At 38.4% G+C, this 22,351-nt stretch carries 25 protein-coding genes and 5 pseudogenes; 20 read left to right on the top strand and 10 right to left on the bottom strand.

Features of this window, described 5'->3' with window-relative positions; translation table 11 throughout:
• Positions 1-154: 154 nt before the first annotated feature.
• Together F908_RS09150 and F908_RS09145 are read right to left on the bottom strand one after the other, a co-directional pair.
• Complete coding sequence (locus F908_RS09150; protein ID WP_005160794.1) at positions 155-583, bottom strand: RNA-binding S4 domain-containing protein; 429 nt, start codon at positions 581-583, stop codon at positions 155-157.
• Positions 567-1,271, bottom strand: coding sequence for an HAD-IA family hydrolase (locus tag F908_RS09145; protein ID WP_005160785.1), 705 nt, complete (start codon positions 1,269-1,271; stop codon positions 567-569). Before F908_RS09145 ends, F908_RS09150 begins: the two co-directional genes overlap by 17 nt.
• An 11-nt stretch (positions 1,272-1,282) precedes the next feature.
• Here F908_RS09145 and F908_RS09140 point away from each other — a divergent pair, with 11 nt between their 5' ends.
• Both F908_RS09140 and F908_RS09135 read left to right on the top strand, forming a co-directional pair.
• The gene (locus tag F908_RS09140) at positions 1,283-2,140 is read left to right on the top strand and encodes a 3'(2'),5'-bisphosphate nucleotidase CysQ family protein (protein WP_005160780.1); all 858 of its coding nucleotides are present in this window, start codon (positions 1,283-1,285) and stop codon (positions 2,138-2,140) included.
• 53 nt (positions 2,141-2,193) lie between these two features.
• Entirely contained in the window at positions 2,194-2,925 is a 732-nt protein-coding gene (locus tag F908_RS09135; RefSeq protein WP_005160777.1) for a histidine phosphatase family protein, read from the top strand.
• Between the two features lie 117 nt (positions 2,926-3,042).
• Here the strand turns inward: F908_RS09135 and rpsT are convergent, their stop codons facing one another.
• Positions 3,043-3,309, bottom strand: coding sequence for a 30S ribosomal protein S20 (rpsT, locus tag F908_RS09130; protein ID WP_004639414.1), 267 nt, complete (start codon positions 3,307-3,309; stop codon positions 3,043-3,045).
• 212 nt (positions 3,310-3,521) lie between these two features.
• Between rpsT and F908_RS09125 the strand changes: the two are divergent.
• Positions 3,522-3,914 (top strand): annotated as a pseudogene (locus F908_RS09125) (NAD-dependent epimerase/dehydratase family protein); the annotation flags it as partial.
• An 18-nt stretch (positions 3,915-3,932) separates the two neighbouring features.
• Here F908_RS09125 and F908_RS09120 read toward each other — a convergent pair.
• Positions 3,933-4,669 (bottom strand): annotated as a pseudogene (locus tag F908_RS09120) (IS4-like element ISAba33 family transposase); the annotation flags it as partial.
• Between the two features lie 36 nt (positions 4,670-4,705).
• On the opposite strand from F908_RS09120, the gene F908_RS09110 reads away from it, so the two are divergent.
• Positions 4,706-5,053 (top strand): IS630 transposase-related protein, encoded by a 348-nt coding sequence (locus F908_RS09110; protein ID WP_005156618.1) that lies wholly within the window; start codon positions 4,706-4,708, stop codon positions 5,051-5,053.
• A gap of 17 nt (positions 5,054-5,070) precedes the next feature.
• A pseudogene (locus F908_RS16100) lies at positions 5,071-5,544 on the top strand (IS630 family transposase); the annotation flags it as partial.
• Between the two features lie 7 nt (positions 5,545-5,551).
• Here the strand turns inward: F908_RS16100 and F908_RS09100 are convergent.
• A pseudogene (locus F908_RS09100) lies at positions 5,552-5,911 on the bottom strand (IS4 family transposase); the annotation flags it as partial.
• 71 nt (positions 5,912-5,982) lie between these two features.
• Between F908_RS09100 and F908_RS09095 the strand changes: the two are divergent.
• The 4 genes and pseudogenes from F908_RS09095 to F908_RS09080 all read left to right on the top strand — a co-directional run.
• Positions 5,983-6,264, top strand: a pseudogene (locus F908_RS09095) (nucleoside-diphosphate sugar epimerase); the annotation flags it as partial.
• Positions 6,265-6,277: 13 nt separating this feature from the next.
• The gene (gene rraA / locus F908_RS09090) at positions 6,278-6,790 is read left to right on the top strand and encodes a ribonuclease E activity regulator RraA (protein WP_005160760.1); all 513 of its coding nucleotides are present in this window, start codon (positions 6,278-6,280) and stop codon (positions 6,788-6,790) included.
• 12 nt (positions 6,791-6,802) lie between these two features.
• Positions 6,803-7,588, top strand: a complete 786-nt coding sequence (locus tag F908_RS09085) for a glutathione S-transferase N-terminal domain-containing protein (protein ID WP_005160757.1) — start codon at positions 6,803-6,805, stop codon at positions 7,586-7,588.
• Between the two features lie 124 nt (positions 7,589-7,712).
• A complete protein-coding gene (locus F908_RS09080; protein WP_005160754.1) occupies positions 7,713-8,063 on the top strand; it encodes a hypothetical protein in 351 nt (116 codons plus the stop codon).
• A 77-nt stretch (positions 8,064-8,140) separates the two neighbouring features.
• Here the strand turns inward: F908_RS09080 and F908_RS09075 are convergent, their stop codons facing one another.
• Positions 8,141-9,667 carry an acetyl-CoA C-acetyltransferase gene (locus F908_RS09075; protein WP_005160752.1) on the bottom strand — a complete coding sequence of 509 codons (1,527 nt, stop codon included), beginning with the start codon at positions 9,665-9,667 and terminating at the stop codon, positions 8,141-8,143.
• 223 nt (positions 9,668-9,890) lie between these two features.
• Here F908_RS09075 and F908_RS09070 point away from each other — a divergent pair, with 223 nt between their 5' ends.
• The 3 genes from F908_RS09070 to F908_RS09060 all read left to right on the top strand — a co-directional run bounded on the left by F908_RS09070 (position 9,891) and on the right by F908_RS09060 (position 13,540).
• The gene (locus F908_RS09070; RefSeq protein WP_005160749.1) at positions 9,891-11,282 is read left to right on the top strand and encodes a 3-oxoacyl-ACP reductase; all 1,392 of its coding nucleotides are present in this window, start codon (positions 9,891-9,893) and stop codon (positions 11,280-11,282) included.
• A 67-nt stretch (positions 11,283-11,349) separates the two neighbouring features.
• Positions 11,350-12,204 carry a MaoC family dehydratase gene (locus F908_RS09065; protein ID WP_005160746.1) on the top strand — a complete coding sequence of 285 codons (855 nt, stop codon included), beginning with the start codon at positions 11,350-11,352 and terminating at the stop codon, positions 12,202-12,204.
• Positions 12,205-12,286: 82 nt separating this feature from the next.
• A complete protein-coding gene (locus F908_RS09060) occupies positions 12,287-13,540 on the top strand; it encodes a serine hydrolase domain-containing protein (protein ID WP_005160742.1) in 1,254 nt (417 codons plus the stop codon).
• Positions 13,541-13,632: 92 nt separating this feature from the next.
• Here F908_RS09060 and F908_RS09055 read toward each other — a convergent pair whose 3' ends face one another.
• Both F908_RS09055 and F908_RS09050 read right to left on the bottom strand, forming a co-directional pair.
• Positions 13,633-14,226, bottom strand: a complete 594-nt coding sequence (locus F908_RS09055; RefSeq protein ID WP_005160740.1) for a Maf family protein — start codon at positions 14,224-14,226, stop codon at positions 13,633-13,635.
• Positions 14,226-14,609: a DUF2237 family protein gene (locus F908_RS09050; RefSeq protein WP_004680899.1), complete on the bottom strand. Its 384-nt coding sequence runs from the start codon at positions 14,607-14,609 to the stop codon at positions 14,226-14,228. The genes F908_RS09055 and F908_RS09050 overlap by 1 nt, the downstream gene beginning before the upstream one ends.
• A gap of 139 nt (positions 14,610-14,748) precedes the next feature.
• Here F908_RS09050 and F908_RS09045 point away from each other — a divergent pair, with 139 nt between their 5' ends.
• Both F908_RS09045 and F908_RS09040 read left to right on the top strand, forming a co-directional pair.
• Entirely contained in the window at positions 14,749-15,936 is a 1,188-nt protein-coding gene (locus F908_RS09045) for a phosphoglycerate kinase (protein ID WP_005160737.1), read from the top strand.
• 140 nt (positions 15,937-16,076) lie between these two features.
• A complete protein-coding gene (locus tag F908_RS09040; RefSeq protein WP_005160734.1) occupies positions 16,077-16,319 on the top strand; it encodes a hypothetical protein in 243 nt (80 codons plus the stop codon).
• Positions 16,320-16,365: 46 nt separating this feature from the next.
• On the opposite strand, the gene F908_RS09035 is transcribed toward F908_RS09040, so the two are convergent.
• Complete coding sequence (locus F908_RS09035) at positions 16,366-16,749, bottom strand: hypothetical protein (protein ID WP_005160731.1); 384 nt, start codon at positions 16,747-16,749, stop codon at positions 16,366-16,368.
• Positions 16,750-16,944: 195 nt separating this feature from the next.
• On the opposite strand from F908_RS09035, the gene F908_RS09030 reads away from it, so the two are divergent.
• From F908_RS09030 to gspM, 5 genes are read left to right on the top strand one after another with little or no spacing between them, the layout of a single operon-like run.
• Positions 16,945-17,523, top strand: coding sequence for a nitroreductase family protein (locus tag F908_RS09030; RefSeq protein ID WP_034602709.1), 579 nt, complete (start codon positions 16,945-16,947; stop codon positions 17,521-17,523).
• Between the two features lie 47 nt (positions 17,524-17,570).
• Complete coding sequence (locus tag F908_RS09025) at positions 17,571-18,644, top strand: NAD(P)H-dependent glycerol-3-phosphate dehydrogenase (protein WP_004661512.1); 1,074 nt, start codon at positions 17,571-17,573, stop codon at positions 18,642-18,644.
• A 57-nt stretch (positions 18,645-18,701) separates the two neighbouring features.
• A complete protein-coding gene (locus tag F908_RS09020; protein WP_005160718.1) occupies positions 18,702-19,157 on the top strand; it encodes a SixA phosphatase family protein in 456 nt (151 codons plus the stop codon).
• Positions 19,158-19,195: 38 nt separating this feature from the next.
• Positions 19,196-20,335, top strand: coding sequence for a type II secretion system protein GspL (gspL, locus tag F908_RS09015; protein WP_005160709.1), 1,140 nt, complete (start codon positions 19,196-19,198; stop codon positions 20,333-20,335).
• Entirely contained in the window at positions 20,335-20,814 is a 480-nt protein-coding gene (gene gspM / locus F908_RS09010; RefSeq protein WP_005160707.1) for a type II secretion system protein GspM, read from the top strand. The genes gspL and gspM overlap by 1 nt, the downstream gene beginning before the upstream one ends.
• Before the next feature lie 46 nt (positions 20,815-20,860).
• Here gspM and F908_RS09005 read toward each other — a convergent pair whose 3' ends face one another.
• Positions 20,861-21,133, bottom strand: coding sequence for a sensor histidine kinase (locus tag F908_RS09005; RefSeq protein WP_005160705.1), 273 nt, complete (start codon positions 21,131-21,133; stop codon positions 20,861-20,863).
• Between the two features lie 209 nt (positions 21,134-21,342).
• On the opposite strand from F908_RS09005, the gene F908_RS09000 reads away from it, so the two are divergent.
• The gene (locus tag F908_RS09000) at positions 21,343-22,350 is read left to right on the top strand and encodes a quinone-dependent dihydroorotate dehydrogenase (RefSeq protein ID WP_005160703.1); all 1,008 of its coding nucleotides are present in this window, start codon (positions 21,343-21,345) and stop codon (positions 22,348-22,350) included.
• Position 22,351: the final 1 nt, after the last annotated feature.

The following is a 22,351-nucleotide window of genomic DNA, read 5'->3' as shown; positions in this document are numbered from 1 at the left end:
AAACCTCAAAACTTTATTTCTTAACGACTAACCCAAGTGGATGTACTGAATCTCAACTTGTTGGGACTTGAGTATAGTGGCAGATTCTAGTTGTATATTCCACATCTGATCTGTGTCAGTACGACACAAGATGACGCATCCAAATTAGAAAATTTTATTCATCATGATATGACCATGATTCTACATTTTCTTGTTTAAAACGATTGATATCACGACGATCTTTTTTACTTGGTCGGTGATCAGGTCGGGCTAGATTATGCAATTTTCGCTGTGATGCATGCAACTCTCTGCGTTCAATACTTTCAGGCGTTTCTTCATAAAGAAGTTGAGCCATGGGAGCACCACCTCGAACAGCTGATAGTGCTTTCACAACAACGGTCTTTTTCTCAAAACCTTGCTGTATGGTGAGTTCCATTCCAATACGCACGTCTCTAGAAACTTTAACGCGGTCATTGTTGTGATGGACTTTACCACCTTCAATTGCGGCTTTGGCAATAGAGCGAGTTTTAAAAAAACGTGCAGCCCAAAGCCATTTATCAATGCGCATGGCATCCATGCTGTCTGATTCATGCTGTTTTGGCATCTGTTACCTGTAAGTTGGTGTCAAGATAATCAAAGAGATTGGTTAAATGATCAAGTGATGGGTACGCTATTTCCGTGGCGAGTCGAGCGGGTTTAGCACTAGACGGTTGTAAAATGCTAAATAATTGGTTAATACCAAAACGTTCAGCACCTTGGAGTACCGCAACCGTATCATCAATAAATATTGCTTGAGCTGGATCAAATGGATGTATTTGTTGTAACTTTTGCCAAAAAGCGACTTCTTCTTTGGCATGCCCAAGCTCTTCACTACTGATCATGACTTCAAAGTAAGGGCTAAGTTCGACATTTTCAAGCTTCAGTTGTAAGCCTGCTCGATCAGCATTGGTCAGTAACCAACAGCGATAGCCTTGAGCTTTGAGTTGTTCTAATAATTCAAAGCAACCTGAACGCGCTTTGATTTTTTCTCGATGCTCGTATAGGAGTTGCAAAACATCGACTCCAACTTTTGTAGTCCAGTACGCAGAAGAATACCAAGATAGTGTATGCTTATGTTGTTGGTAAAATTGAAATAGTGTCTGTTTACTCTGTTCTAGAGTGCATTGATGTAATTGAGCATGGCGTTCAGGTAGACACTCATTCCAAATAAAATCATCAAAGGCTAAATCGAGTAATGTGCCATCCATGTCGAACATGGCAATAGGCTTTTGCTGTAAATCTGAATATGACATAAGGTTGGTCTATGTTTATAAAAACGCTCGCTCCACAAGATGACTTGATTATGCAACTTGTTCCAATTATGGCGCAGGCTAGTCAAATATTGTTGGAAGAATACCAAAGTTATTGTGCTGGTTGCGAGTTTAATATTCAGGAAAAAAGTGATGATTCTCCTGTGACTCAAGCTGATTTAAAGGTAAATCATTTTCTACTCAAGCATTTGGCAACGATAACACCGCAATTACCTGTCTTATCTGAAGAGAGTGATTATTCTGAGCGTAAGTCATGGAAAAAATGTTGGATGCTTGATCCACTAGATGGAACGAAAGAGTTTATACATGAGCGTGATGAATTTACGACTAATTTAAGTTTGATCGAAGACCATCAGACAACTTTTGCGATTATTGCAGTGCCTTGTGAACAGGTCATGTATATCGGTTATCGCAATCAACTTCCTTATAAATACAGTTTTAGCCGTAATGAATGGTTTCAATACAAAATAGAAGAACATGACTTAAGTACGCCTCTCCAAATTGGATTTAGTCACAACAGTAAAAATCCTAAATATCAAAATTTTATTCAACCATTACTCAAACATCGTGCTGTTGAGCGACGTGAAGCTGGTAGTGCCTATAAGTTTTGTATGATGCTTGAGGGTGATATTGATATTTATCCACGGTTTCATCCAACATCGGAATGGGATACGAGTTCAGGTCAATCGTTATTAGAAAGTATTGGCGGTGGTCTACTGACTCTAGAGGCTAAGCCATTTTTGTATAATCAGCGAGATACTGTTCTTAATGGTGGCTTTATCGCATTTAAAGATCAGTACTGCAAAAAAATTGCATATGAAGCATTACAGCATTCTGGGATTTTAGATTGAGAGTTATATTACCCATGTTATAGTGGGTTAAATTTTTATATTACATAAATATTATGGCGCTACATTTATTGCCTAAAAGTATGTTTGAAGCTGTGGATTTATTGCCAGACACTTCAACGCCAGTCACCTTATTTACACGTCATTCATTGCGAGAACTTGTCAATGGACAGGGTTTTGCTGGTTATGATTTGCAGTTGACTGAGCAAGGGCGAGAGCTTGCATATGCTTGGGGGCAATATCTCATACAAAATACTGATCGAGCTATACATCACTGTATTTCTAGTCCTATCCAACGATGTGTTGATACGGCGGCTTTAATGATTGAAGGTGCTGATCAGTTACGTAAGGGTGAAAACACTCATACGATAGAGATTGTTGAACAGCGATTATTGGTTGAGCCAGGTAGTTTTGTATTAGACATTCAACAAGCTGCACCATATTTTCGTAAACAAGGTGCATTGGGGTTTATCAACAGTTTTGTGAATAATGTTTTGCCTGGCATGAAACACCCTATTACAGGTGTATTTGATGTACTTGAGTTGCTTTATCACACACATCCAACACATCAAAATGGTTTAAGTATTGCTGTTAGTCATGACACTATTTTGGCTGCAATTGTAGCTGTCATTTCAGGTCAAACAGAAATTCAACAATCAGACTGGCCAGATATGATGGAGGGATTATTTGTTTGGTTTGAGGGTGAGGATTTTGCAAATAGCAAGTTAAAATGGATTTGGCGTGGTCAAAAGCATGAATTGGTTATTAAAGATTTTCAGAATAAATAAGATTTTTGAAAAGTATGATTTAATTGTGCACTTTTAAAATTAAAAAAACTACTAACGTTGCATTAAGTTGAAGACAATAAAAAAGCCCGAAAATCGGGCTTTTTTACATGCATCAAATTAGTTAGCTAATGCTTTAATTTGAGCGTTTAAGCGGCTCTTGTGACGAGCAGCTTTATTTTTGTGGATGATGCCTTTGTCAGCCATACGGTCGATTACAGGTACAGCTGTTTTATAAGCTTCTGAAGCAACAGCATAGTCACCAGCAGCGATCGCATTTACAGTACGTTTGATGTAAGTACGAACCATAGAACGCAAGCTTGCGTTGTGTTTACGTGCTTTAACGTTTTGACGAGCACGTTTTTTAGCTTGAGCAGAGTTTGCCACTCGTGCACTCCTTGAAAATAAGTTGGTCTGGGCGGGCTGAAGTTAAAACCAAAAAATATTGGCAACATTCACCAGCCCGTAAACAAGTGCCATATTTTGAGGAAACTAAGCCCCGAAGTCAAGCCTTGTGATACTTTTAAGTACATTTAACAGGTGATAATCTTGCAAGAAAACGTTACATTAGGCTTAGTTATGAGTCGGAATAAATAAAAATGAGAATAGGTGATAAAAAGGCAATTGTTATTGGTGCTACAGGGCTAGTGGGTGAAGCGCTAGTGGCTGAATTGGAACAGTCAAATGATTTTAGTTATGTGACTGTTGTAGTAAGGAAAAATTCAGATAAATTAAAATCTTATAGCAAAGTAAATCAGCTTATTCTAGAAGATTTTTTGCTTTTGAATGATGAAGATGTAAGTACTTATACCCATGCATTTAGTTGCTTAGGTAGCACGATTAAACAAGCTGGATCGAAACAAGCATTTTACGCAATTGACTATGAAATTAACGCTCATTTTGCTGATTTAATCCAAGATAAAAATATTCATTTATTGGTGGTCAGTGCTTTAGGGGCGAATGCTAATTCACCAGTTTTCTATAATAAAGTTCTCTGTACACGACAAATTTCATAGAGCCCTTGTCCTATCAGGCTTTTTCTTTCTTAAAATTGCGAGCACTTTCTTAAATTCTTCTTTTTTTCCAAAACCAATCAAACGTAGAATAGCCATCTGAACATAGTCTAAACCGTATCGAAATAAACTGACTGAAAGTCGTCCATGCTTCTTTATTTTTATCGCTTTTTTTCGATCATGTTGCCATTCACCTGTTAAATAGCACCAACAGAAACCGATGGCTAGCACTGCTATCAATTTCTTGACTCGTCTAGGGTCTGTTAAACGAGTATTTTCAAGATTGAATCCACGTCCTTTGAGACAACTAAATAAGGTTTCGATTTCCCAGCGTAATGCATAATCACGAATAGCAGAAGCATTAAACCTAGGAGAAACAACAAGTAAAAGTTCTCCATCTTCTAATCGTAACGCACTAATATACAGTTTCACTCGACCAACCCAAATACGTCGTTTACGACATTCTGTTTGACCAACTTGAAGATGACGAAATAAATCACTAATTTTATGATTCTTAGCTAAGTGATTGGTCACAATAAAGTTTTTTTAACACGTATACAGAAGTTAATGTCATTTTCAATTAACCATGTAAACCATTTCTCACCGATAAATTCTCTATCTGCAAACACATTCACAATACGGTCTTTACCAAAAATGGAGATAAAGCGTTGAATCAAAGCAATACGCTCTTTTGTATCTGAATTTCCACGTTTATTGAGCAATGTCCAAACAATATAGTCAACACGTCAAAAAACCAATACAATACCAATATGAGTTATCCAATACATTTTAGAAAGAAAATATTAGCCAAGCTTGAAGAAGGTCAATCTATCCGAGCGGTTGCTCAGCACTTCGAAATTAATAAAAATACAATTGTCGAATGGAAAAAGCGAATCGAAATAAAAAGAACTCGACCAAGAAAACCATCTAAAGTTGATGATGATGCCTTACGTGCAGATGTTGAGCAATATCCTGATGATTATCAATATGAACGCGCTGCTCGTTTTGGTTGTGGTACTTCTACAATTGGAGATGCGCTCAAGCGTCTAAATATCACAGTTAAAAAAAGACCTTACGGCACCCGAAAGCAAAAACAGAACTCAGAGAACAGTATTTAAAAGATTTAAACCGATTAAGGTATCAACACCAGATTATCTATCTTGATGAAAGTGGATTTAAATCTCATGAACATAGACCTCATGGTTATTCAAAACAGGGAACTCCTTGTTATGGAACATATAATTGGCAATTAAAAAATCAAACTAATGCAATAGGAGCAATCCATGAGGGTAAGTTATTTGCAGTGGGTTTATTTGATAGCAAAGTAAATTCGGATGTATTTCATTTTTGGGTAGATAAGTTTTTATTACCAGAATTACCCTCGAATAGTGTAATTGTCATGGACAATGCAGCCTTCCATAAACGACAAGATATACAAGATCTATTAGCCCAACATGGGCATCAAATACTTTGGTTACCACCTTATAGTCCTGACCTTAATCCTATTGAAAAAATGTGGGCATGGGTTAAAGCAAAAAGGAAAAAATGGTTGGTTAACTCAATAGATAAGCTTTTTAGTCGTTTCTTTAACGAGTGTATGGGTAATTAAGCGGTTTTACTATAGGTATCGCTATTCCACGATAGACGATGGCTAACATCAAGATATTGATATCTCGTTTTCCCCATTTCCAGTTGGTTCTATCCAAAGTTAATTGGACTTTATCGAATGAAAATATATTGAAAATTAACTGAGAAATTTGACGATAATCGAAGTACTGATCTGCAAAGAAGCGTTGTATACGTCGATAAAATGATTGTGGTAAGCACTTGATGGGTAAGGCTTTAGATGCAGAAGAAAGATTACATGTCTGTTTTACAATTAATGCAAGCATAATCAGTGTAAAACATTTTACACGTGACTTGTTCCACTTTAGATATTTGTTTAAGATGAGATGTAACTCATTGAAATGTGTCATCATATTCGTCGTCAGAAAACAAGTATTATGCCATTATTTCAATGAGTTGTCTTTTTTTGTCGTGTACAAAGAATAAAGTTAAAGGTGAGTTGGAAAACTACTTAAAAAGCTTGTCGATGTATAAGCTCTCAATTTTTCAACCTTCACTCTTAATTGGTAAGCGTAGTGAAGTACGAGTTTTAGAAGATGTGGCACAAACGTTATTTAAATTGGTCGAAAAAACTTGGACCAAGCCGTTTAAATATAAGCCTGTAACCGCAGAACAATTGGCGCATACTATGCTAAATGCAGCTCAAACTCAGACAGCAGCATTCAAGCTGTACGATAATTTGAGTATACAACAAACCCAATAATGGAGATTTTTCAGTGACTACGATTCCTTTTGTAACTTGCGACTTGTTAGATGATAATCCTGAGAAAGATTTACAGGTCGTAACACCATCATTGGACGGTAAATTTTTTAAAAGTTATGGTGCGCGTAAAACCTTTGGTGGGCAGGTTGTAACAGTCAAGTGTTTTGAAGATAACTCACGAGTAAAAGAGCTATTGGCAACTGATGGTGCAGGTAAGGTGCTGGTTGTAGATGGTGGCGCTTCTATGCGTTGCGCCCTGATGGGTGACTTGATTGCTGAATCAGCGGTGAAGAACCAATGGAATGGCGTGGTGATTTATGGCTGTGTACGTGATGTGGATGCAATTGCGGAATTAGACTTGGGTGTGCATGCATTGGCTGCAATGCCGCAAAAAAGTAATCGTAAAGGCATAGGTGAAGTAGACATCACATTGTATTTTGGTGGTGTGACCATTAATTCTGGCGATTATATCTATGCAGATAATAACGGAATTGTGATTGCCAAAGAAAAACTAGTCGACTGCTAAAAGGATAACAGTATGCTTAAAATGGTGAGCCATCAGTTTAAAGTTTTACAATCAGTAGCTGCAACACTTATCGAAGGTGGGCGTGGTGTGTCAGGAACACCATTTCCGAATCAGCCTGAAAAACCAATCAAGCTATATGAATTTGAAGGTTCACCATTTTGCCGACGTGTTCGTGAAGTTATTACGCTTCTGAATTTGGATGTTGAAATCTATCCATGTCCGAAAGGTGGTGAAAAATACCGTCAAATCGTAAAGCAAAAAGGTGGGAAAAAGCAGTTTCCATTTTTAATTGATGAAAATACAGGTGATCAGTTATACGAATCACAAGACATTATTCATCATTTATTTAAGCATTATGGAAAAACGGGACAAACTCCAAAGAAATATAGTCATTATCCTAAATTGCCGTATGTATCGACTTTGGCTACTGTTGCAAATGCAGCACGTGGTGTATGGATTAACAAGAAAATTGTTAATCGAGCAGCACCAGAACAATTACTTGAATTGTGGAGTTTTGAAGGAAGTCCCTATACACGATTGGTTCGTGAAGTTCTGACTGAATTGGAAATTCCGTATATTTTGCATAATGTTGCGAAAGAACGTTGGCAAGATATGGGTCCTGCGATTTTGCGTTTAAAACCAGGAAAATATATTCCACTACCAAATGGTAAGCGTGAAAAGACTGTTGAAGTGATGGGACGAGATATTCAGGTTCCGTATTTGGTTGATCCGAACACAGGCGTGAAAATGTTTGAGTCAGCTAAAATTGTTGAGTACCTCAAGAAGCAGTACGGATAATAGAATAAATTGTAAAAAAGCATCTTTTAGAAGATGCTTTTTTTATATATGGAGTCTAGCAGTTGCTTTAATGATTGGTTTAGCGGTTTAATAGGCTCGAAATAGCCATATGATCAATTCCAAAATGTTAAGCCAACTAACGAACCTATTCAAAAGTTCAAAGGAAACACCTGAACAGTTATTCCTCAAAGAAAATGACTTGGTTTTTGATAGTCGCGGTGCAATTTATAGGGGCATCGTTTTGAATGAGTTAGGATTTCGTCTGGAATATTTCTCAAATCGAAAATTAGATCGATTTGATGATCTAGAGAAACTGTTTAGGATTGCACCACAAATTAATGAAAAAATTGATTTAGAAATTCATTCGCAACGTTTTGTAGAACGTTTGGGGAATACAGAAGAAAATCTCAAAGAGTTCAAAGAAATGATCAAAATTTTGAATGATTATTATGTGAAATTTCAAAGACCAAGATAAGCCAATATGTCCTTATGAATAGTAGTATAAAAAAAGCTGAATCAGATGATTCAGCTTTTTTGTGGGTAATCTAGCAATTATTTTTCAATAATAGCAGTTACACCTTGACCACCAGCAGCACAGATCGAAACTAAGATACGACCTGAACCTTTTTGGTTTAAGATTTTCGCAGCAGTCGCGATGATACGACCACCAGTAGCAGCGAATGGGTGACCAGCAGCTAAAGAAGAACCTTTAACGTTTAACTTGCTACGATCAATTGAACCTAAAGGTGCATCTAAGCCTAAACGCTCTTTACAGAACTTCTCATCTTCCCAAGCTTTCAAAGTAGAAAGTACTTGTGATGCAAACGCTTCATGGATTTCGTAGTAGTCGAAGTCTTGAAGTTTAAGGCCAGCACGCTCAAGCATACGTGGAACTGCATAAGCAGGAGCCATCAATAAGCCTTCTTTTTTACCAACGAAATCAACCGCAGCAGTTTCAGTGAACGTCAAGTAAGCAAGAACTTCGTGACCATTTGCTTTAGCCCACTCTTCAGAAGCTAAAAGTACGCATGAAGCACCGTCAGTAAGTGGAGTAGAGTTACCCGCTGTCATTGTTGCAGCTTCGCCTTTACCAAATACTGGTTTTAATTTTGCTAATTTCTCAGCAGTTGAGTCAGCACGTAAGTTGTTGTCACGGCTTAAACCTAAGAACGGTGTGATTAAGTCATCGAAGAAACCTTCTTCGTATGCTTTCGCCATTTTTTGGTGAGAAGAAGCAGCTAAAGCATCTTGATCTTCACGAGTAATACCCCATTCAAGAGCAGTGATTGCTTGGTGATCCCCCATTGAAAGACCTGTACGTGGCTCACCATTTTTCGGTGCATCCATCAAATCTTTAACATTGATTTTTTTCAATGCTTTCAGGCGGTCTTTACCTGTTTTAGCGATGTTCAGCTCAAGCAAAGCTTTACGTAAACCGTCACCCAATGCAATCGGTGCATCAGATGTGGTATCAACACCACCTGCAATACCCACTTCGATTTGACCCAAAGCAATTTTGTTTGCAACAAGGAAAGCTGCCTGTAAGCCAGTACCACATGCCTGTTGAATGTCATAAGCTGGAGTTTCTGGTGCAAGCTGAGTATTTAAAACACACTCACGAGTCATGTTGAAGTCACGGCTGTGTTTTAATACCGCACCTGCAACCACTTCACCTAAACGTTGGCCTTGTAGGTTAAAACGCCCCACTAAGCCGTTTAATGCTGCGGTGAACATATCCATGTTTGAGGCAGTGAAATATGCGCCGTTTGAACGAGCGAATGGAATACGGTTACCGCCAATAATGGCAACACGGCGAACAGTGTTTTGGCTCATGCTTTTATCCTGTTGAACAGAAGGTTTGGTTGTTTTAGCTGTTGCTGCTTTTGTAGATGTAGAAGAAGCAGTGCTTTTTGTACTACGACTGGTAGAACGAGGACGAGTCGTTTTAGTTGTCGTACTTGCTGCTTTAGGAGTTGCGTCAGCACTTTTACTTGGAGTAGAAGTTGCTTTTGATGTATTTGACACAGTCTCTTGAGCAGAATTCTCGACTGCTGGATTTTCTTGAGTTGTTTTGCTCATAAGGCTTTTCCAAGCATAATTGCGATATTCTTACTATAACCATAGCATATTTCCAGTACTGCTGTATTGACTAGAATGACGCTTTAGACCACATTCAGGTCAAGACATCCAGACATGAAGTCAAGTATGATTTATTGTGAGTCAATCAAACATTGGTTTCATGTTATTTTGCTGACATGGTTTAGATGTTTGTAAAAATTCATTTGTATGAGAGATAATAATCATGACCGATCAATACCAAGCATTTACACAATCACCTTTGGGTAAATTTGTTGTAAAAAATTTAGGTTTACCATCACCAGTTAGCTTAGATCGTTTTGAAAGTGCCCAACCTGTTGTAAATGGTGCCGTATTGCTTGGCGCAGCACCTTCAAGCACAATTTCTGCTGCTATTGCTCAAGTTCTTAGCAATATCCATGCAGATAGCTACGTAGGCAATAATGTTGAATTACAACAAACTGCTGCAAAAGTAGGTTTAAACCTTCGCCCTTTAAATGCAGATGATAAAGAATCTAAGTTTAAAGCAGTCGTATTTGATGCTTCAGGTATTCAAGATTCTGAACAGTTAAAAGCGTTGTATAACTTCTTTAATCCAATCGCACGTCAAATCTCAAGTTCTGGTCGTGTAATTGTAATTGGTACAACACCTGAAACAGCTAAAACCGTAAAACAAGCGATTGCTCAACGTGCGCTTGAAGGTTTTGTAAAGTCTGTTGGTAAAGAATTCAAAAAGGGTATCACTGCTCAAGTGGTTTATGTAGATCAAGGTGCTGAAGCAAACTTAGAGTCTACTTTACGTTTCTTAATTTCACCACGTTCTGCTTATGTATCTGGTCAAGTGATCCGTATTTCTAAAGCAGAAACAGTGAAATTAGATTGGGCTAAGCCACTTGCGGGTAAAACTGCAATCGTAACAGGTGCAAGCCGTGGTATCGGTGAAGCAATTGCACAAGTATTGGCACGTGATGGCGCACATGTGATTTGCTTAGATGTTCCTCAACAACAAGCTGATCTTGAGCGTGTTGCGGGTTCAATTGGCGGTTCAGTATTGGCAATCGATATTACTGCTGCTGACGCTGGCGAGAAAATCAAAACTGCTGCGGCTAAACAAGGCGGTTTGGATGTCATCGTTCACAATGCAGGTATTACTCGTGACAAAACTTTGGCAAACATGAAGCCAGAGCTTTGGGATCTAGTCATCAACATTAACTTGTCTGCAATTGAACGTGTTAACGATTACTTACTTTCTAATGATGGTTTAAATGCAAATGGTCGTATCGTTTGTGTATCATCAATCAGTGGTATCGCGGGTAACTTGGGTCAAACCAACTATGCAGTGTCTAAAGCAGGCGTAATTGGTTTGGTTAAATTTACTGCACCAACATTGAAGAATGGTATTACGATCAACGCGGTTGCACCAGGCTTCATTGAAACTCAAATGACTGCTGCGATTCCATTTGCGATTCGTGAAGCTGGTCGCCGTATGAACTCAATGAACCAAGGTGGTTTACCTGTAGATGTTGCTGAAGCAATTGCTTGGTATGCTTCTACTGGTTCAACAGGTGTGACAGGCAACGTTGTTCGCGTATGCGGTCAAAGCTTGTTGGGCGCTTAAGCGTTAAAAGTTTTGAAGAGGGGGTGCTTGTGCATCCCTTTTTTATAAAAATATAGAAAGGTTCATTATGAATACACGCCATTTTAGTCAATTACCAAAGCCTTACTTAGCTTATCCAAAAGTTATTCAAGGTTTAATTTTTAAAAAGCCAAAAGGTGAAAAAGTATTACCACAAGTTGAATATGTGGTAGATACGCTTAACATTGATGCAAAACACTTAGAAAGCTATAACGAAATTTGTGGTTTTAAAAATGATGGTTTTGTACCAGCAATTTATCTAGCAGTACTGTCGCAAAGTCTGCAAATGCATATGATGACCAGTGAAGCGTTTCCATTTGCGATTTTAGGATTGGTGCATATCCGTAACCAAATCAAACAAACTCGTAAAATCGGTGTGAATGAGCAAATTACGTTGTCATGTAAATTTGGCGAACTTCAGCCACATGATAAAGGCTTACAATTCGATTTCATTACAACTGCCAAAGTGGGTGGTGAAGTGGTGATGGAAAGTTTAACGACTTATTTATCACGTCAAAAAACTGAGAAAAAAGCTTCTGAAAAATCGAAAGAATCTAAAGAGCCTGCATATCAGCCAAAAGCAGAATGGAATATTTCTGAGAATACGGGTCGCCGCTACGCATTGATTTCAGGTGATTTTAACTTGATTCATATTCATGCAGTCACAGCCAAAGCATTTGGTTTTAAACAAGCGATTGCACATGGCATGTGGAGTAAGGCAAAAGCTTTGGCGAGTATTGAATTACCAGTTGCTTATGAAGCAGATGTTTGGTTCAAGTTGCCGATGTATTTACCATCAACTGTTGAGTTTTTAACAGCTGCTGAATCAAAACAAACTGATTTCTTGATTCGTAACGTTAAATCTAAAAAGCCGCATGTTGCGGGAACAGTGAAAGCACTTTAATACTGAATCGTATGGTTGAGTCAGCCCTTTTGTTCGCAAGAGGGTTATTCTAAAAAATATAAATATCATAAGGACATGTGCATTGATTAAAGAGATTTTATTTGCCGATACGCATAACTATCATGGCAAGGTTGATCATCGTTTTATTGATCTAGCAATCCAATTCAGCCGTTTGCAAGATGCACGAAGCCATCAGGGTGGTGCTGCGTTGGTGGTTTATTTCCAAGGTCATAAAGTTGTCGATATTTTCACGGGTAAAAAATCTCAAGATCAAGATTGGCAAGCAGATACTTTGTCGATGTGTTATTCGACAGGTAAAGGAATTTTAGCAACGCTTGCACATATTTTAGTAAGTGAAGGCTTACTGGATTACGATACGCCAATTGCACATTATTGGCCTGAGTTTTCCCAAAATGGCAAAGCCAATATTACCTTGCGTCATGTGTTGTCCCATCAAAGTGGTTTGTTTGATATTCGCAATTTGATTGATACAGCAACGGAAATGTTGGATTGGTCGCATATGTTAGAGCTAATGGCTGCTGCTACACCTCGTTTTGCAGCAGGACAAAGTTTTGCTTATCAACCGCTGACCTATGGTTGGCTCGTAGGTGGGGTCATTGAAAAAGCAGCGAAACAGCCTTTAAGTTGGTTAATGCAGCGTTATCTGGTGCAACCACTTGAGTTGAATGGTGCTTATTTTGGTGTGCCTGCTTCTGAACTGGATCGGGTTGCTCGTTTACTGGAAAAACCTAAAAAACCATCTGCACCAAAGCCACAAGTTAAAAAAACTGATTCACCACGCAAAGCCTCATTATCAGAAAAGTTCTTAGAACTTTCAGGACAAAGCCCTCAAGATTTCCAAGATGCGATGATTCCAAAAGGCATGCGTAGTTTTAGCTTCTATAGTGATGCAGGCCTACAAGCCGTGATTCCCGCCGCCAATGGGGTGTTTACAGCAGATAGTCTTGCTAAAGTTTATGCAATGCTTGCCAATCAAGGGCAGTGGAAAGGTCAACAATTGATTCGTCCAGAAGTGTTTAAACAGTTAAGCACCGTACAATCTAAAGCACGTGATCGAGTGATGCCAATTCCAATGCATTGGCGTTTAGGCTATCACCGTATTTTAACAATGGGCAAACGTGCGCCACATGGTTTTGGTCATGTTGGTTTTAATGGTTCAGGTGCATGGTGTGATCCTGACCGTGAACTCAGTTTCGCTTATACGCATAATTTTAGTACCACTTCTGCAACAGGCGATTATCGTTTGTGGGGCTTGAGTCAAGAAACTCTACGTTGTGCCGATGCAATCTTAAATGGGCGGAAAGGCTGGTTTTAATTTGATCTGGTGTAATGAGGCTGCATATAGTAAATAATAGCCTCCAATGACCTGAAAAAATACCTTATCTCAATAAGCTTAGATAAGGTTTTCTAAGGAATCTTAAGTTCGAAAGCACGTAAAATCTTGCATAACTGAATCATGGGTAGACCCATCAACGTAGTTTGATCATCACCAACCATTTTCTCAAATAAGCTAATCCCTAAGCTTTCACACTTAAAACTGCCTGCGCAATGTAACGGTTGATCAATCTCGATATAACGCTCAATCTCAGTTAGTGTCAATTGGCGAAATTTCACTTGGTAATGCTCAACCAGTGTTGTTTCAAAGCCAGATTGCAAGTGCTGAACACTGAGAGCGGTGCTAAAAAACACGATTTTCCCTGAGTTTTCTTGTAATTGTTGAATAGCATTTTCAACACTTAAAGGCTTACCAATGAAGTCATATGGTGCGTGTTCACGCCAAGCGACTTGATCAGAACCAATGACAATCGCATTGGGATTATGTTCAGCAATAACCCGTGCTTTCTGAAAAGCCAGACGTTTAGCCAAATCATCGGCATGTAATTCACCCATTGCAGATTCATCAATATCAGGTGAAATACAACGATAGTCCAATCGTAAACGATCCATCAAGTCTTTACGAGTTTGGCTGCTCGATGCCAAAATCAATTCAAATTGATTCATTAGACCGCATATTCCACGAGAATATTCAGTGGCACATAATGCAAAACTGCGTTATGGCAGGCATTCAACTTAATCGGTGGAGCATGACCTGCTTCGTATGCTTCAACCCAACGTGTGACACAAATACACCAAAAATCACCTGGTTTTAATCCAGGGAAACCCACTTCTGGTAAAGGTGTAATTAAATCATTCCCAACTTTTTGTGAAAAATTTAAAAAATCTGACGTCATTTGCGCGCACATGGTGTGCTGACCTAAGTCCGTGACCGCTGTATGACAAAAACCATTACGGAAATAGCCCGTGATTGGGTCAAAGCAACAACTAGATAAAGGTTCGCCAAGAACATTTAAACGATTAATTTTTGGATCAGGATGAATAGACATAAGAATACAAAGATTTAATGACGATGATTATGATAATCAAAAGTGAAATTTTAGACAGCTTTTCTGCAAAAAAACTCACCTTTATTTTAGAGAATCATTTAAAATTGTGCCGTTTTTAAAATCAACTAGAGAGCCATCCATGAATTTTCAGCGCATGACTGACCTTGATTTAGCAGGTAAACGTGTTCTTATTCGTGAAGACTTAAACGTTCCTGTAAAAAATGGGGAAATTACCAGCGATGCACGTTTACGTGCTGCATTACCAACAATCAAAGCTGCGTTAGATAAAGGCGCTGCGGTAATGGTATTTTCTCATCTTGGTCGTCCTGTAGAGGGTGAGCCAAAGCCAGAGCAATCACTTGCACCAGTTGCAGCTTATTTAAGCACTGCTTTGGGTCAGGATGTTAAATTATTTAATGATTATTTAGATGGCGTTGAGGTTGAAGCGGGTCAAGTGGTATTACTTGAAAATGTACGTTTCAATCATGGCGAAAAGAAAAATAAAGAAGAGCTTGCACAAAAATATGCAGCACTTTGTGATGTATTCGTTATGGATGCATTTGGTACTGCTCACCGTGCAGAAGCGTCAACAGAAGGCGTAGCACGTTTTGCTAAAGTTGCTGCTGCTGGTCCGTTATTAGCCGCTGAATTAGATGCGCTAGGTCGAGCAATGCAAACACCTGAAAAACCAATGGTAGCAATTGTTGCGGGTTCTAAAGTATCAACAAAACTTGATGTATTAAATTCACTTTCTAGCATTTGTGATCAATTGATTGTGGGTGGTGGCATTGCTAATACATTCCTTGCTGCTGCTGGTTTCAATGTTGGTAAATCTCTCTATGAAGCTGATTTAATTGACACTGCAAAACAAATTGCTGCAAAAGTAAGTGTTCCATTACCAACTGATGTCGTTGTTGCTGATGCAACTCAAATCGACTTTAGTGATTTCTTAGGTTCTTTGGCAAATGCTCAAGCAGTTGTTAAGAAAGTAGAAGATGTTGCAGATACTGACATGATTTTAGATGTTGGTCCTGAAACTGCACAAGCTTTTGCAGAAATCTTAAAAACATCAAAAACGATTCTTTGGAATGGTCCAGTAGGCGTATTTGAAGTTGATCAATTTGGTGAAGGGACTAAGACACTTTCATTGGCAATTGCTGAATCTACTGGTTTTTCAATTGCAGGTGGTGGTGATACATTAGCAGCTATTGATAAATATGAAGTAGCTGATCAAATCGGTTATATTTCAACGGGTGGTGGTGCATTCTTAGAATTTGTAGAAGGCAAAACATTACCTGCGGTGGCTGTGTTACTTGAGCGTGCTTAAGTCAGGTTTAGCTTCTGTTATATAACAAGTGATTAAAAAAAGAGTCGATATCAATCGGCTCTTTTTATTGTGTCATTAAAATGTCATATATTTGCAATATAATCGTCATCAACTTAACCAAGTAACTGTGGAAAGCCGTGATGAAAATGAAATTAACCCTTGCCGCTTTAATTATTGCTCCAATCATGTTGACTGCATGTGGAAAGAAAGAAGAAGCAAAAAATGTTGAACAGCAAGAACCAGTAGCTTCAGAAGTATCAGCACCGACTACGCCAGAGCAACAAGCTGCGATCAACGCAATTGATAAGCCAGAATTACAAGATAAGAAGAATGCTGAAGCAGTAAGCCCAGCTTCAGAAGAGGCTGCGAGCGAAGCTCACTAAGCTGAATGTAATAAAAAAGCCGATATTAATATCGGCTTTTTTATATTTATGAATTTGCTTTGCAATAGAAAGTAAGCGTTGTTTGATAGTCATCATCTTTGGCTAATGATGCATTTTTACCTGTAATCGTTCCAAGTACACCCGCAGCAGCTTCCACCAATTTGCCTGTTTGTTCATCGACTACACCTTTTAAAACGCCTTGATATGCAGTTTTCTCATCAACCACGACTGGTGATGTATTTCGGGTGCAAGTTTTTTGAGCGGCACTAATGGCATTATTTTTAGCGATCAAATTGGTTTTACCAATTCCCGTCACTTCATATTGATTATTTTCTTTTTGAATCGCTAAGGTGTTGGTCGGTGTTGATGCACAGGCGGTGAGCACGAGTATCAAGCCACCTAATAAACTCATGATTAACGTTTTTTTCATTGCTTGTTCTCAAGTAGTTACCTCATTGGATTATTTGAACATATTATTTTTAATTGCTTTTGCAGGTTATGTACAGTTTGTAGTAGCACTCTGTTAAATTTCTCAAATTGATGATTAAGCAAGGATTAAACGTGGTAGAAATCAGTTAGATTATGCTAATCTAAACAAATCCTTGTGTTAGTTAGATTCATGTCAATGACGGACTCAAATATAGAGACAATTCATCAAAATATTCATCAACGTCAATCTATTGGGCAATTAATTGAGCCAGCACCGAATACAAAACAACTCGAAAAAGCGGTACAAGCAGCATTAACTGCACCCGATCATCATCGTTTAAAACCAACCCGTTTTGTGGTTGTAACACCTGAGCAACGAGCGGCTTTTGGTGAGTTTTTAGCAAATGCTTTAGCTGATATGGGCGAAAATGACCCTGCACAATTAGAAAGAGTGAAGCATCATCCATTTCGCGCGCCACTTTTGGTTTTAGCACTTACGACAATTCAGGATCATCCGAAAGTCCCGCATTTTGAACAAATTTTAAGTACGGGTGCAGCCATTCAGAACTTTTTATTGTCTTTGCAAGTACAAGGTTTTGCGAGTATGTGGCGTTCTGGTGCAGTTGTAGAATCCAATTGGCTTAAACAACAGTTGGGCTTAAAAGAGCAAGATTTGATTTCTGGTATTATTTATATTGGAACAGCTGCTAAAACGATTGCACCTCGTGCAGAAATAGAGAGTCAAGATTTTTTAAAAATATGGCAACAAGTTTAATCTTATTGATGAATGATTAAAGAAAGAAATTGGTTTCAGGAAAAAAAATGACAGAGTTAAAATTTAGTGATTTAGTTGAGCCTGTGGCTGTAGATCAAAAAACAGCATTAAGAATTACGGTATTAGGTGGTGGAAGTTTTGGTACAGCAATGGCAAATTTAGCTGTACGCAATGGTTGCGATACCATGATTTGGATTCGAGATGCGGCTGTAGCAGAAGAAATTAATCAAACACATATTAATAAACGTTATTTACCTGATTATCCATTAGAGCCAGCTTTGCGCGCTGTTGCTGATTTAGAATTAGCAGTAAGAGATCGAGATATTATTTTGGTCGCAATTCCTAGTCATTCATTTCGTGATGTTTTAAAACAAATTGCGCCGTTTATTACAGCCCAAGCAGTAGTTTCATTAACCAAAGGCATTGAAGCAAAAACCTTTAGTTTTATGAGTGAAATTATTCGCGCAGAATTACCAGAAGTTCCTTATGGTGTTTTATCAGGTCCTAATCTAGCAAAAGAAATTATGGCAGGCATGCCATCAGGAACAGTGATTGCAAGTGAATCGGAATTGGTTCGCTATGCGGTACAACATGCTTTGCATAGCGCATTGTTCCGTGTTTTTGGTAGTGATGATGTACACGGTGTGGAACTTGGTGGTGCATTAAAAAATATCTATGCAGTTGCCATGGGAATGGGCGCAGCTTATAACATTGGTGAAAATACCAAGAGTATGATTTTGACCCGTGCTTTGGCTGAGATGAGCCGTTTTGCAGTCAAGCAGGGTGCGAATCCTTTGACTTTCTTAGGGCTTTCTGGTGTAGGTGATTTATTCGCAACTTGTAATAGTCCATTAAGTCGCAATTATCAAATTGGTTTTGCACTCGGTTCAGGCAAAACACTTGATCAAGCAACCAAAGAGTTAGGTCAAACAGCCGAAGGGATTAATACCATTGTCCAAGTACGTGCTAAAGCACAAGAACTGGATGTTTATATGCCGATTACCAATGCCTTATATGAAGTTATTTTTGAAAATGCGCCACCAATGACGATCGCTTTATCATTGATGAAAAATGGTCATCGTAGTGATGTAGAATTTGTTTTACCACATCATGAAGTTTAATCAGAAAACTGTCATCAATCATTGTTAATATATAGGTATAAATAATAAGGTCGTTATATGCAGTTAACTTTAGTACGTCACGGTCAAGCATCTCCAGCAATCAATGGTAATGATACTCAACGCCCATTAACAGTGCGTGGACATCAACAAGCTGAGCAAACAGGACATTTTTTAAAAGATGTCATTCAGCCTGAAATTTTTATTGTTAGTCCGCTATTACGTGCCCAAGAAACTTTGGCACACATCAAAGCTCATTTTTACGGCATTCCTGTTTTAATTTGCGATAAAATTAAACCTGATGATGATGCTAAAGATGCAATTGAATGGTTATCTAAATTACCCTATGAATCTATTGCTGTGGTCTGTCATATGAATGTTGTGGCACATATCGCAGAGCAATTGACCCATGAGAATTTTAATCCGTTTGCATTAGCAGAAGCACGTATTTATGATCAAGCTGTGATTGCTAATGGTTTATCAACACAAAAGAATCGTTTTATACCAACACTATAATTTATATATCCGCGATAGGATAAGGGTACTGAACACCGATGCTGTATATATGGATGCCCGAAACCAATGGAACATGGTATTGGTCGGCAGGGGAAAATTGGTTGCAGGCAAATAGTCTTGAGCAGTTGATTCAGGACTTACAAGTGCATAATGGAAAAGAGGCAGTGGTCTATTTTCCAAGCCGTAATGCGCAAATCTTGCAACAGCCTATGACAAAAATGCACTACAAGCAGTTAGGGCAAGAAGGGCTTAAATACTTATTAGAAGAATATGTAACTTTGCCAATCGATCAAATGAAGGTGGTTCATCATTTTCAAAATGATCAGCTTAGTGTGATGGGCGTGGCTCATTCCACAGTTGAGACATGGCAACATGCGCTTAGTCTTTTGCCAATTCAAATTGCAGCGTTCTTACCTGATTTTCTAATTTTGCCAACGCCAGAAGAAAACCAAGTGGTGATTGCAAACCTCTATGATCACTTATTGGTAAGAGAATCGGAATGGTCTGGTAATTCATTGGATGACTTGGGATTATTCCTTGAGTTTCAAACACCTGAAACGAATTATAAGCTGGCAAATCTTAGTTCAACTGAATTAGAAACAGTTATGGCTGCTTCAACCCAAGATCAATACACTGAATTTAGTTACCAATTTCAGCCCTTGGCAAAGGCAAAACAGCATCCATTTAATGTTTTGCCAAAATCCAAGAATGCAGAAGTTCAGTGGTCAGGTTATTGGAAAGCTTCAGCATTGGTTTTGGTTGCCGTCATTTTTGTTCAATTGGGTTATGACGCTTTACGTTGGTCTAAACTAAAAAAAGTGGCTGATCAGACATCGGCTCAGGCGATAGATCAATATAAATTGTGGTTTGGTGAAAATAGTCGCGTTACTGAGCAAAACATTAAAAGTCAGTTCGAAAGTCAATTACGAATGAGTCAGCTGGGTGATACACAAGCACTTTCGCTGTTGAGTCGAGTAGGACCGATTTTAATGCAGAAACAGATCATTGCTCAGCAAGTCAATTATGATGCTTCGACTTTAGCAATGTCATTAAAAGCTAAATCTGCAGATGACTTACAAGGATTAACTCAACAATTAAACCAACAAGGTTTCCAAGCTGAATTGGGTAATGTGCAAGCAGATTCGATTGGTGCGATTGGGGTGGTAAAAGTAAAATAATGAAAGCATTAACAAGTCTACAAAATAGTTTCGATCAAAAAATTGAAACCTTAAATCAATATTTACAGAGCTTATCTGTACGTGAACGCGTGATGGTAATTTTCACAACAGTTTTTTTAGTTGTTGTGATTATTGGTTTTGCATTATGGAAAATGCATGCTTTGGCCGAGCAACAGCAAAAACGTTTAAATGAATTAAAAGATTTAATGGTTTGGATGCAAAGTAATGCAGTAACAATGAAACCTGCAAATGATCTGGAGCTATCAGCAGCAGATAAAATTCAACGTACGGCACAACAACAAGGCTTATCGGTTTCTTCACAGCAGAATGGTGAGCAAATTCAAATTGTCGCTGAACATCAAAATTATGCTGTTCTTGCAAACTTCTTAATGCAACTCTCTCAAATGGGCTTAAGTATCCAGAAAATGGACTTGGTCTCAAATAACAATCAAATCAAGTTAACTGCGACCGTGCAATAACTATATAGGAGCTTGAAGCTCCTTTATAGTTATAGACTCATCATGATTAACTCTGAATGACTCTAATGATGGTTTGACCACGCTTGGACTGAACATCCATGACAGAATGAATTTGCTCAAGACGAATTCTCATGCTACGCAAACCAATATTGACATTTGAACTATTCATTTCACCGACATTAAAGCCGATACCATCATCTTCAATCTCTAAAATAATTTTTTTAAGATCAGAAAAATACAAACGAACAATGACTTTTTTGGCGTAGCTATGTTTGATGACGTTGGTAAGTGCTTCTTCTGTAATCCGCAATAATGTCAAACATTCCAATGCACTAGGTTGTGAATGCCAAAGTTCTGCAAAATCCCAAACAGAGACTAAGATTAAAAATCTGAATAAAACCAGAAAATTGTTTAATCAAGAAGCACTAAAGCAAAGACTCTACAAAATAAGCCTATGTCAAGCATGGTGTTTTGTTGAGCCTATGCCTATAATACGGCTACTTGAAAAATCAGTAGACTGTGATTGGTATGTTATATTCATTGGCTCGCCCTTTGTTGTTTACTTTGGCACCAGAGCGTGCACATGAACTCACACTTTCTATGCTCGATACAGCGCATAAATTTGGATTGATGCATCAGAAAACTGCACATAAACCAGTGAGCTGTATGGGTATCGAGTTTCCAAACCCTGTTGGTCTTGCTGCTGGTTTAGATAAAAATGGTGCGCACATTGATGCTCTAGCTGCTTTGGGTTTCGGTTTTATTGAAATTGGTACTATTACACCACGTCCACAAGCAGGTAATCCTCAACCACGTTTATTTCGTATTCCAGAAGCGAAAGCAATCATCAATCGCATGGGATTCAATAATGACGGTGTTGATCAACTGATTGAAAATGTTAAAGCTGCTAAGTTTAAAGGCGTTTTAGGAATTAACATTGGTAAAAATGCAGATACTGCCGTTGAAGATGCGGTTTCTGATTATTTGATTTGTTTAGAAAAAGTTTATAATTACGCATCATATATTACAGTTAATATTTCCTCACCGAATACAAAGAATTTACGTAGTTTACAAAGTGGTGATGCACTTACAGAGCTATTACAAACTTTGAAACAACGTCAACTAGAACTTGCTAAAGAAAATAATCATTATGTTCCTTTAGTACTCAAAGTAGCGCCAGATTTAACGCCTGAAGATATTACATTTATCGCTAAACAATTATTGAAATTTAAGATTGATGGCTTAATTGTTACCAATACAACATTAGGGCGAGAAGGCGTTGAAAATTTGCCAAATGGTAATGAGGCAGGTGGTTTGTCGGGCGCACCCGTTTTTGAAAAAAGCACCGAATGTTTACGTCAGTTCGCCGATGTTTTAGATCGAAAAATTCCTTTAATTGGTGTCGGGGGAATTGTTTCAGGTGAGCAGGCCGTAGAAAAACAAGAGGCGGGCGCGAGTCTCGTTCAAGTATACAGTGGCCTTATTTATACAGGCCCAACACTAGTAAAAGATTGTGTTAACGCGATGACTGTGTGAC

It is taken from the genome of Acinetobacter sp. NIPH 284, assembly GCF_000369425.1.
In the GTDB taxonomy this organism is placed as follows: Bacteria; Pseudomonadota; Gammaproteobacteria; order Pseudomonadales; family Moraxellaceae; genus Acinetobacter.
This window is presented reverse-complemented; position numbering and strand designations above follow the sequence as displayed.

What these genes read in the sequence shown, in the direction of transcription:
- F908_RS09150 (WP_005160794.1), bottom strand. Translation starts at nt 583, where the DNA reads ATGCCAAAACAGCATGAATCAGACAGCATGGATGCCATGCGCATTGAT.
- F908_RS09145 (WP_005160785.1), bottom strand. Translation starts at nt 1,271, where the DNA reads ATGTCATATTCAGATTTACAGCAAAAGCCTATTGCCATGTTCGACATG.
- F908_RS09140 (WP_005160780.1), top strand. Translation starts at nt 1,283, where the DNA reads ATGTTTATAAAAACGCTCGCTCCACAAGATGACTTGATTATGCAACTT.
- F908_RS09135 (WP_005160777.1), top strand. Translation starts at nt 2,194, where the DNA reads ATGGCGCTACATTTATTGCCTAAAAGTATGTTTGAAGCTGTGGATTTA.
- F908_RS09110 (WP_005156618.1), top strand. Translation starts at nt 4,706, where the DNA reads ATGAGTTATCCAATACATTTTAGAAAGAAAATATTAGCCAAGCTTGAA.
- F908_RS09085 (WP_005160757.1), top strand. Translation starts at nt 6,803, where the DNA reads ATGCTTAAAATGGTGAGCCATCAGTTTAAAGTTTTACAATCAGTAGCT.
- F908_RS09080 (WP_005160754.1), top strand. Translation starts at nt 7,713, where the DNA reads ATGTTAAGCCAACTAACGAACCTATTCAAAAGTTCAAAGGAAACACCT.
- F908_RS09075 (WP_005160752.1), bottom strand. Translation starts at nt 9,667, where the DNA reads ATGAGCAAAACAACTCAAGAAAATCCAGCAGTCGAGAATTCTGCTCAA.
- F908_RS09070 (WP_005160749.1), top strand. Translation starts at nt 9,891, where the DNA reads ATGACCGATCAATACCAAGCATTTACACAATCACCTTTGGGTAAATTT.
- F908_RS09065 (WP_005160746.1), top strand. Translation starts at nt 11,350, where the DNA reads ATGAATACACGCCATTTTAGTCAATTACCAAAGCCTTACTTAGCTTAT.
- F908_RS09055 (WP_005160740.1), bottom strand. Translation starts at nt 14,226, where the DNA reads ATGAATCAATTTGAATTGATTTTGGCATCGAGCAGCCAAACTCGTAAA.
- F908_RS09050 (WP_004680899.1), bottom strand. Translation starts at nt 14,609, where the DNA reads ATGTCTATTCATCCTGATCCAAAAATTAATCGTTTAAATGTTCTTGGC.
- F908_RS09045 (WP_005160737.1), top strand. Translation starts at nt 14,749, where the DNA reads ATGAATTTTCAGCGCATGACTGACCTTGATTTAGCAGGTAAACGTGTT.
- F908_RS09040 (WP_005160734.1), top strand. Translation starts at nt 16,077, where the DNA reads ATGAAAATGAAATTAACCCTTGCCGCTTTAATTATTGCTCCAATCATG.
- F908_RS09035 (WP_005160731.1), bottom strand. Translation starts at nt 16,749, where the DNA reads ATGAAAAAAACGTTAATCATGAGTTTATTAGGTGGCTTGATACTCGTG.
- F908_RS09030 (WP_034602709.1), top strand. Translation starts at nt 16,945, where the DNA reads ATGACGGACTCAAATATAGAGACAATTCATCAAAATATTCATCAACGT.
- F908_RS09025 (WP_004661512.1), top strand. Translation starts at nt 17,571, where the DNA reads ATGACAGAGTTAAAATTTAGTGATTTAGTTGAGCCTGTGGCTGTAGAT.
- F908_RS09020 (WP_005160718.1), top strand. Translation starts at nt 18,702, where the DNA reads ATGCAGTTAACTTTAGTACGTCACGGTCAAGCATCTCCAGCAATCAAT.
- gspL (WP_005160709.1), top strand. Translation starts at nt 19,196, where the DNA reads ATGCTGTATATATGGATGCCCGAAACCAATGGAACATGGTATTGGTCG.
- gspM (WP_005160707.1), top strand. Translation starts at nt 20,335, where the DNA reads ATGAAAGCATTAACAAGTCTACAAAATAGTTTCGATCAAAAAATTGAA.
- F908_RS09000 (WP_005160703.1), top strand. Translation starts at nt 21,343, where the DNA reads ATGTTATATTCATTGGCTCGCCCTTTGTTGTTTACTTTGGCACCAGAG.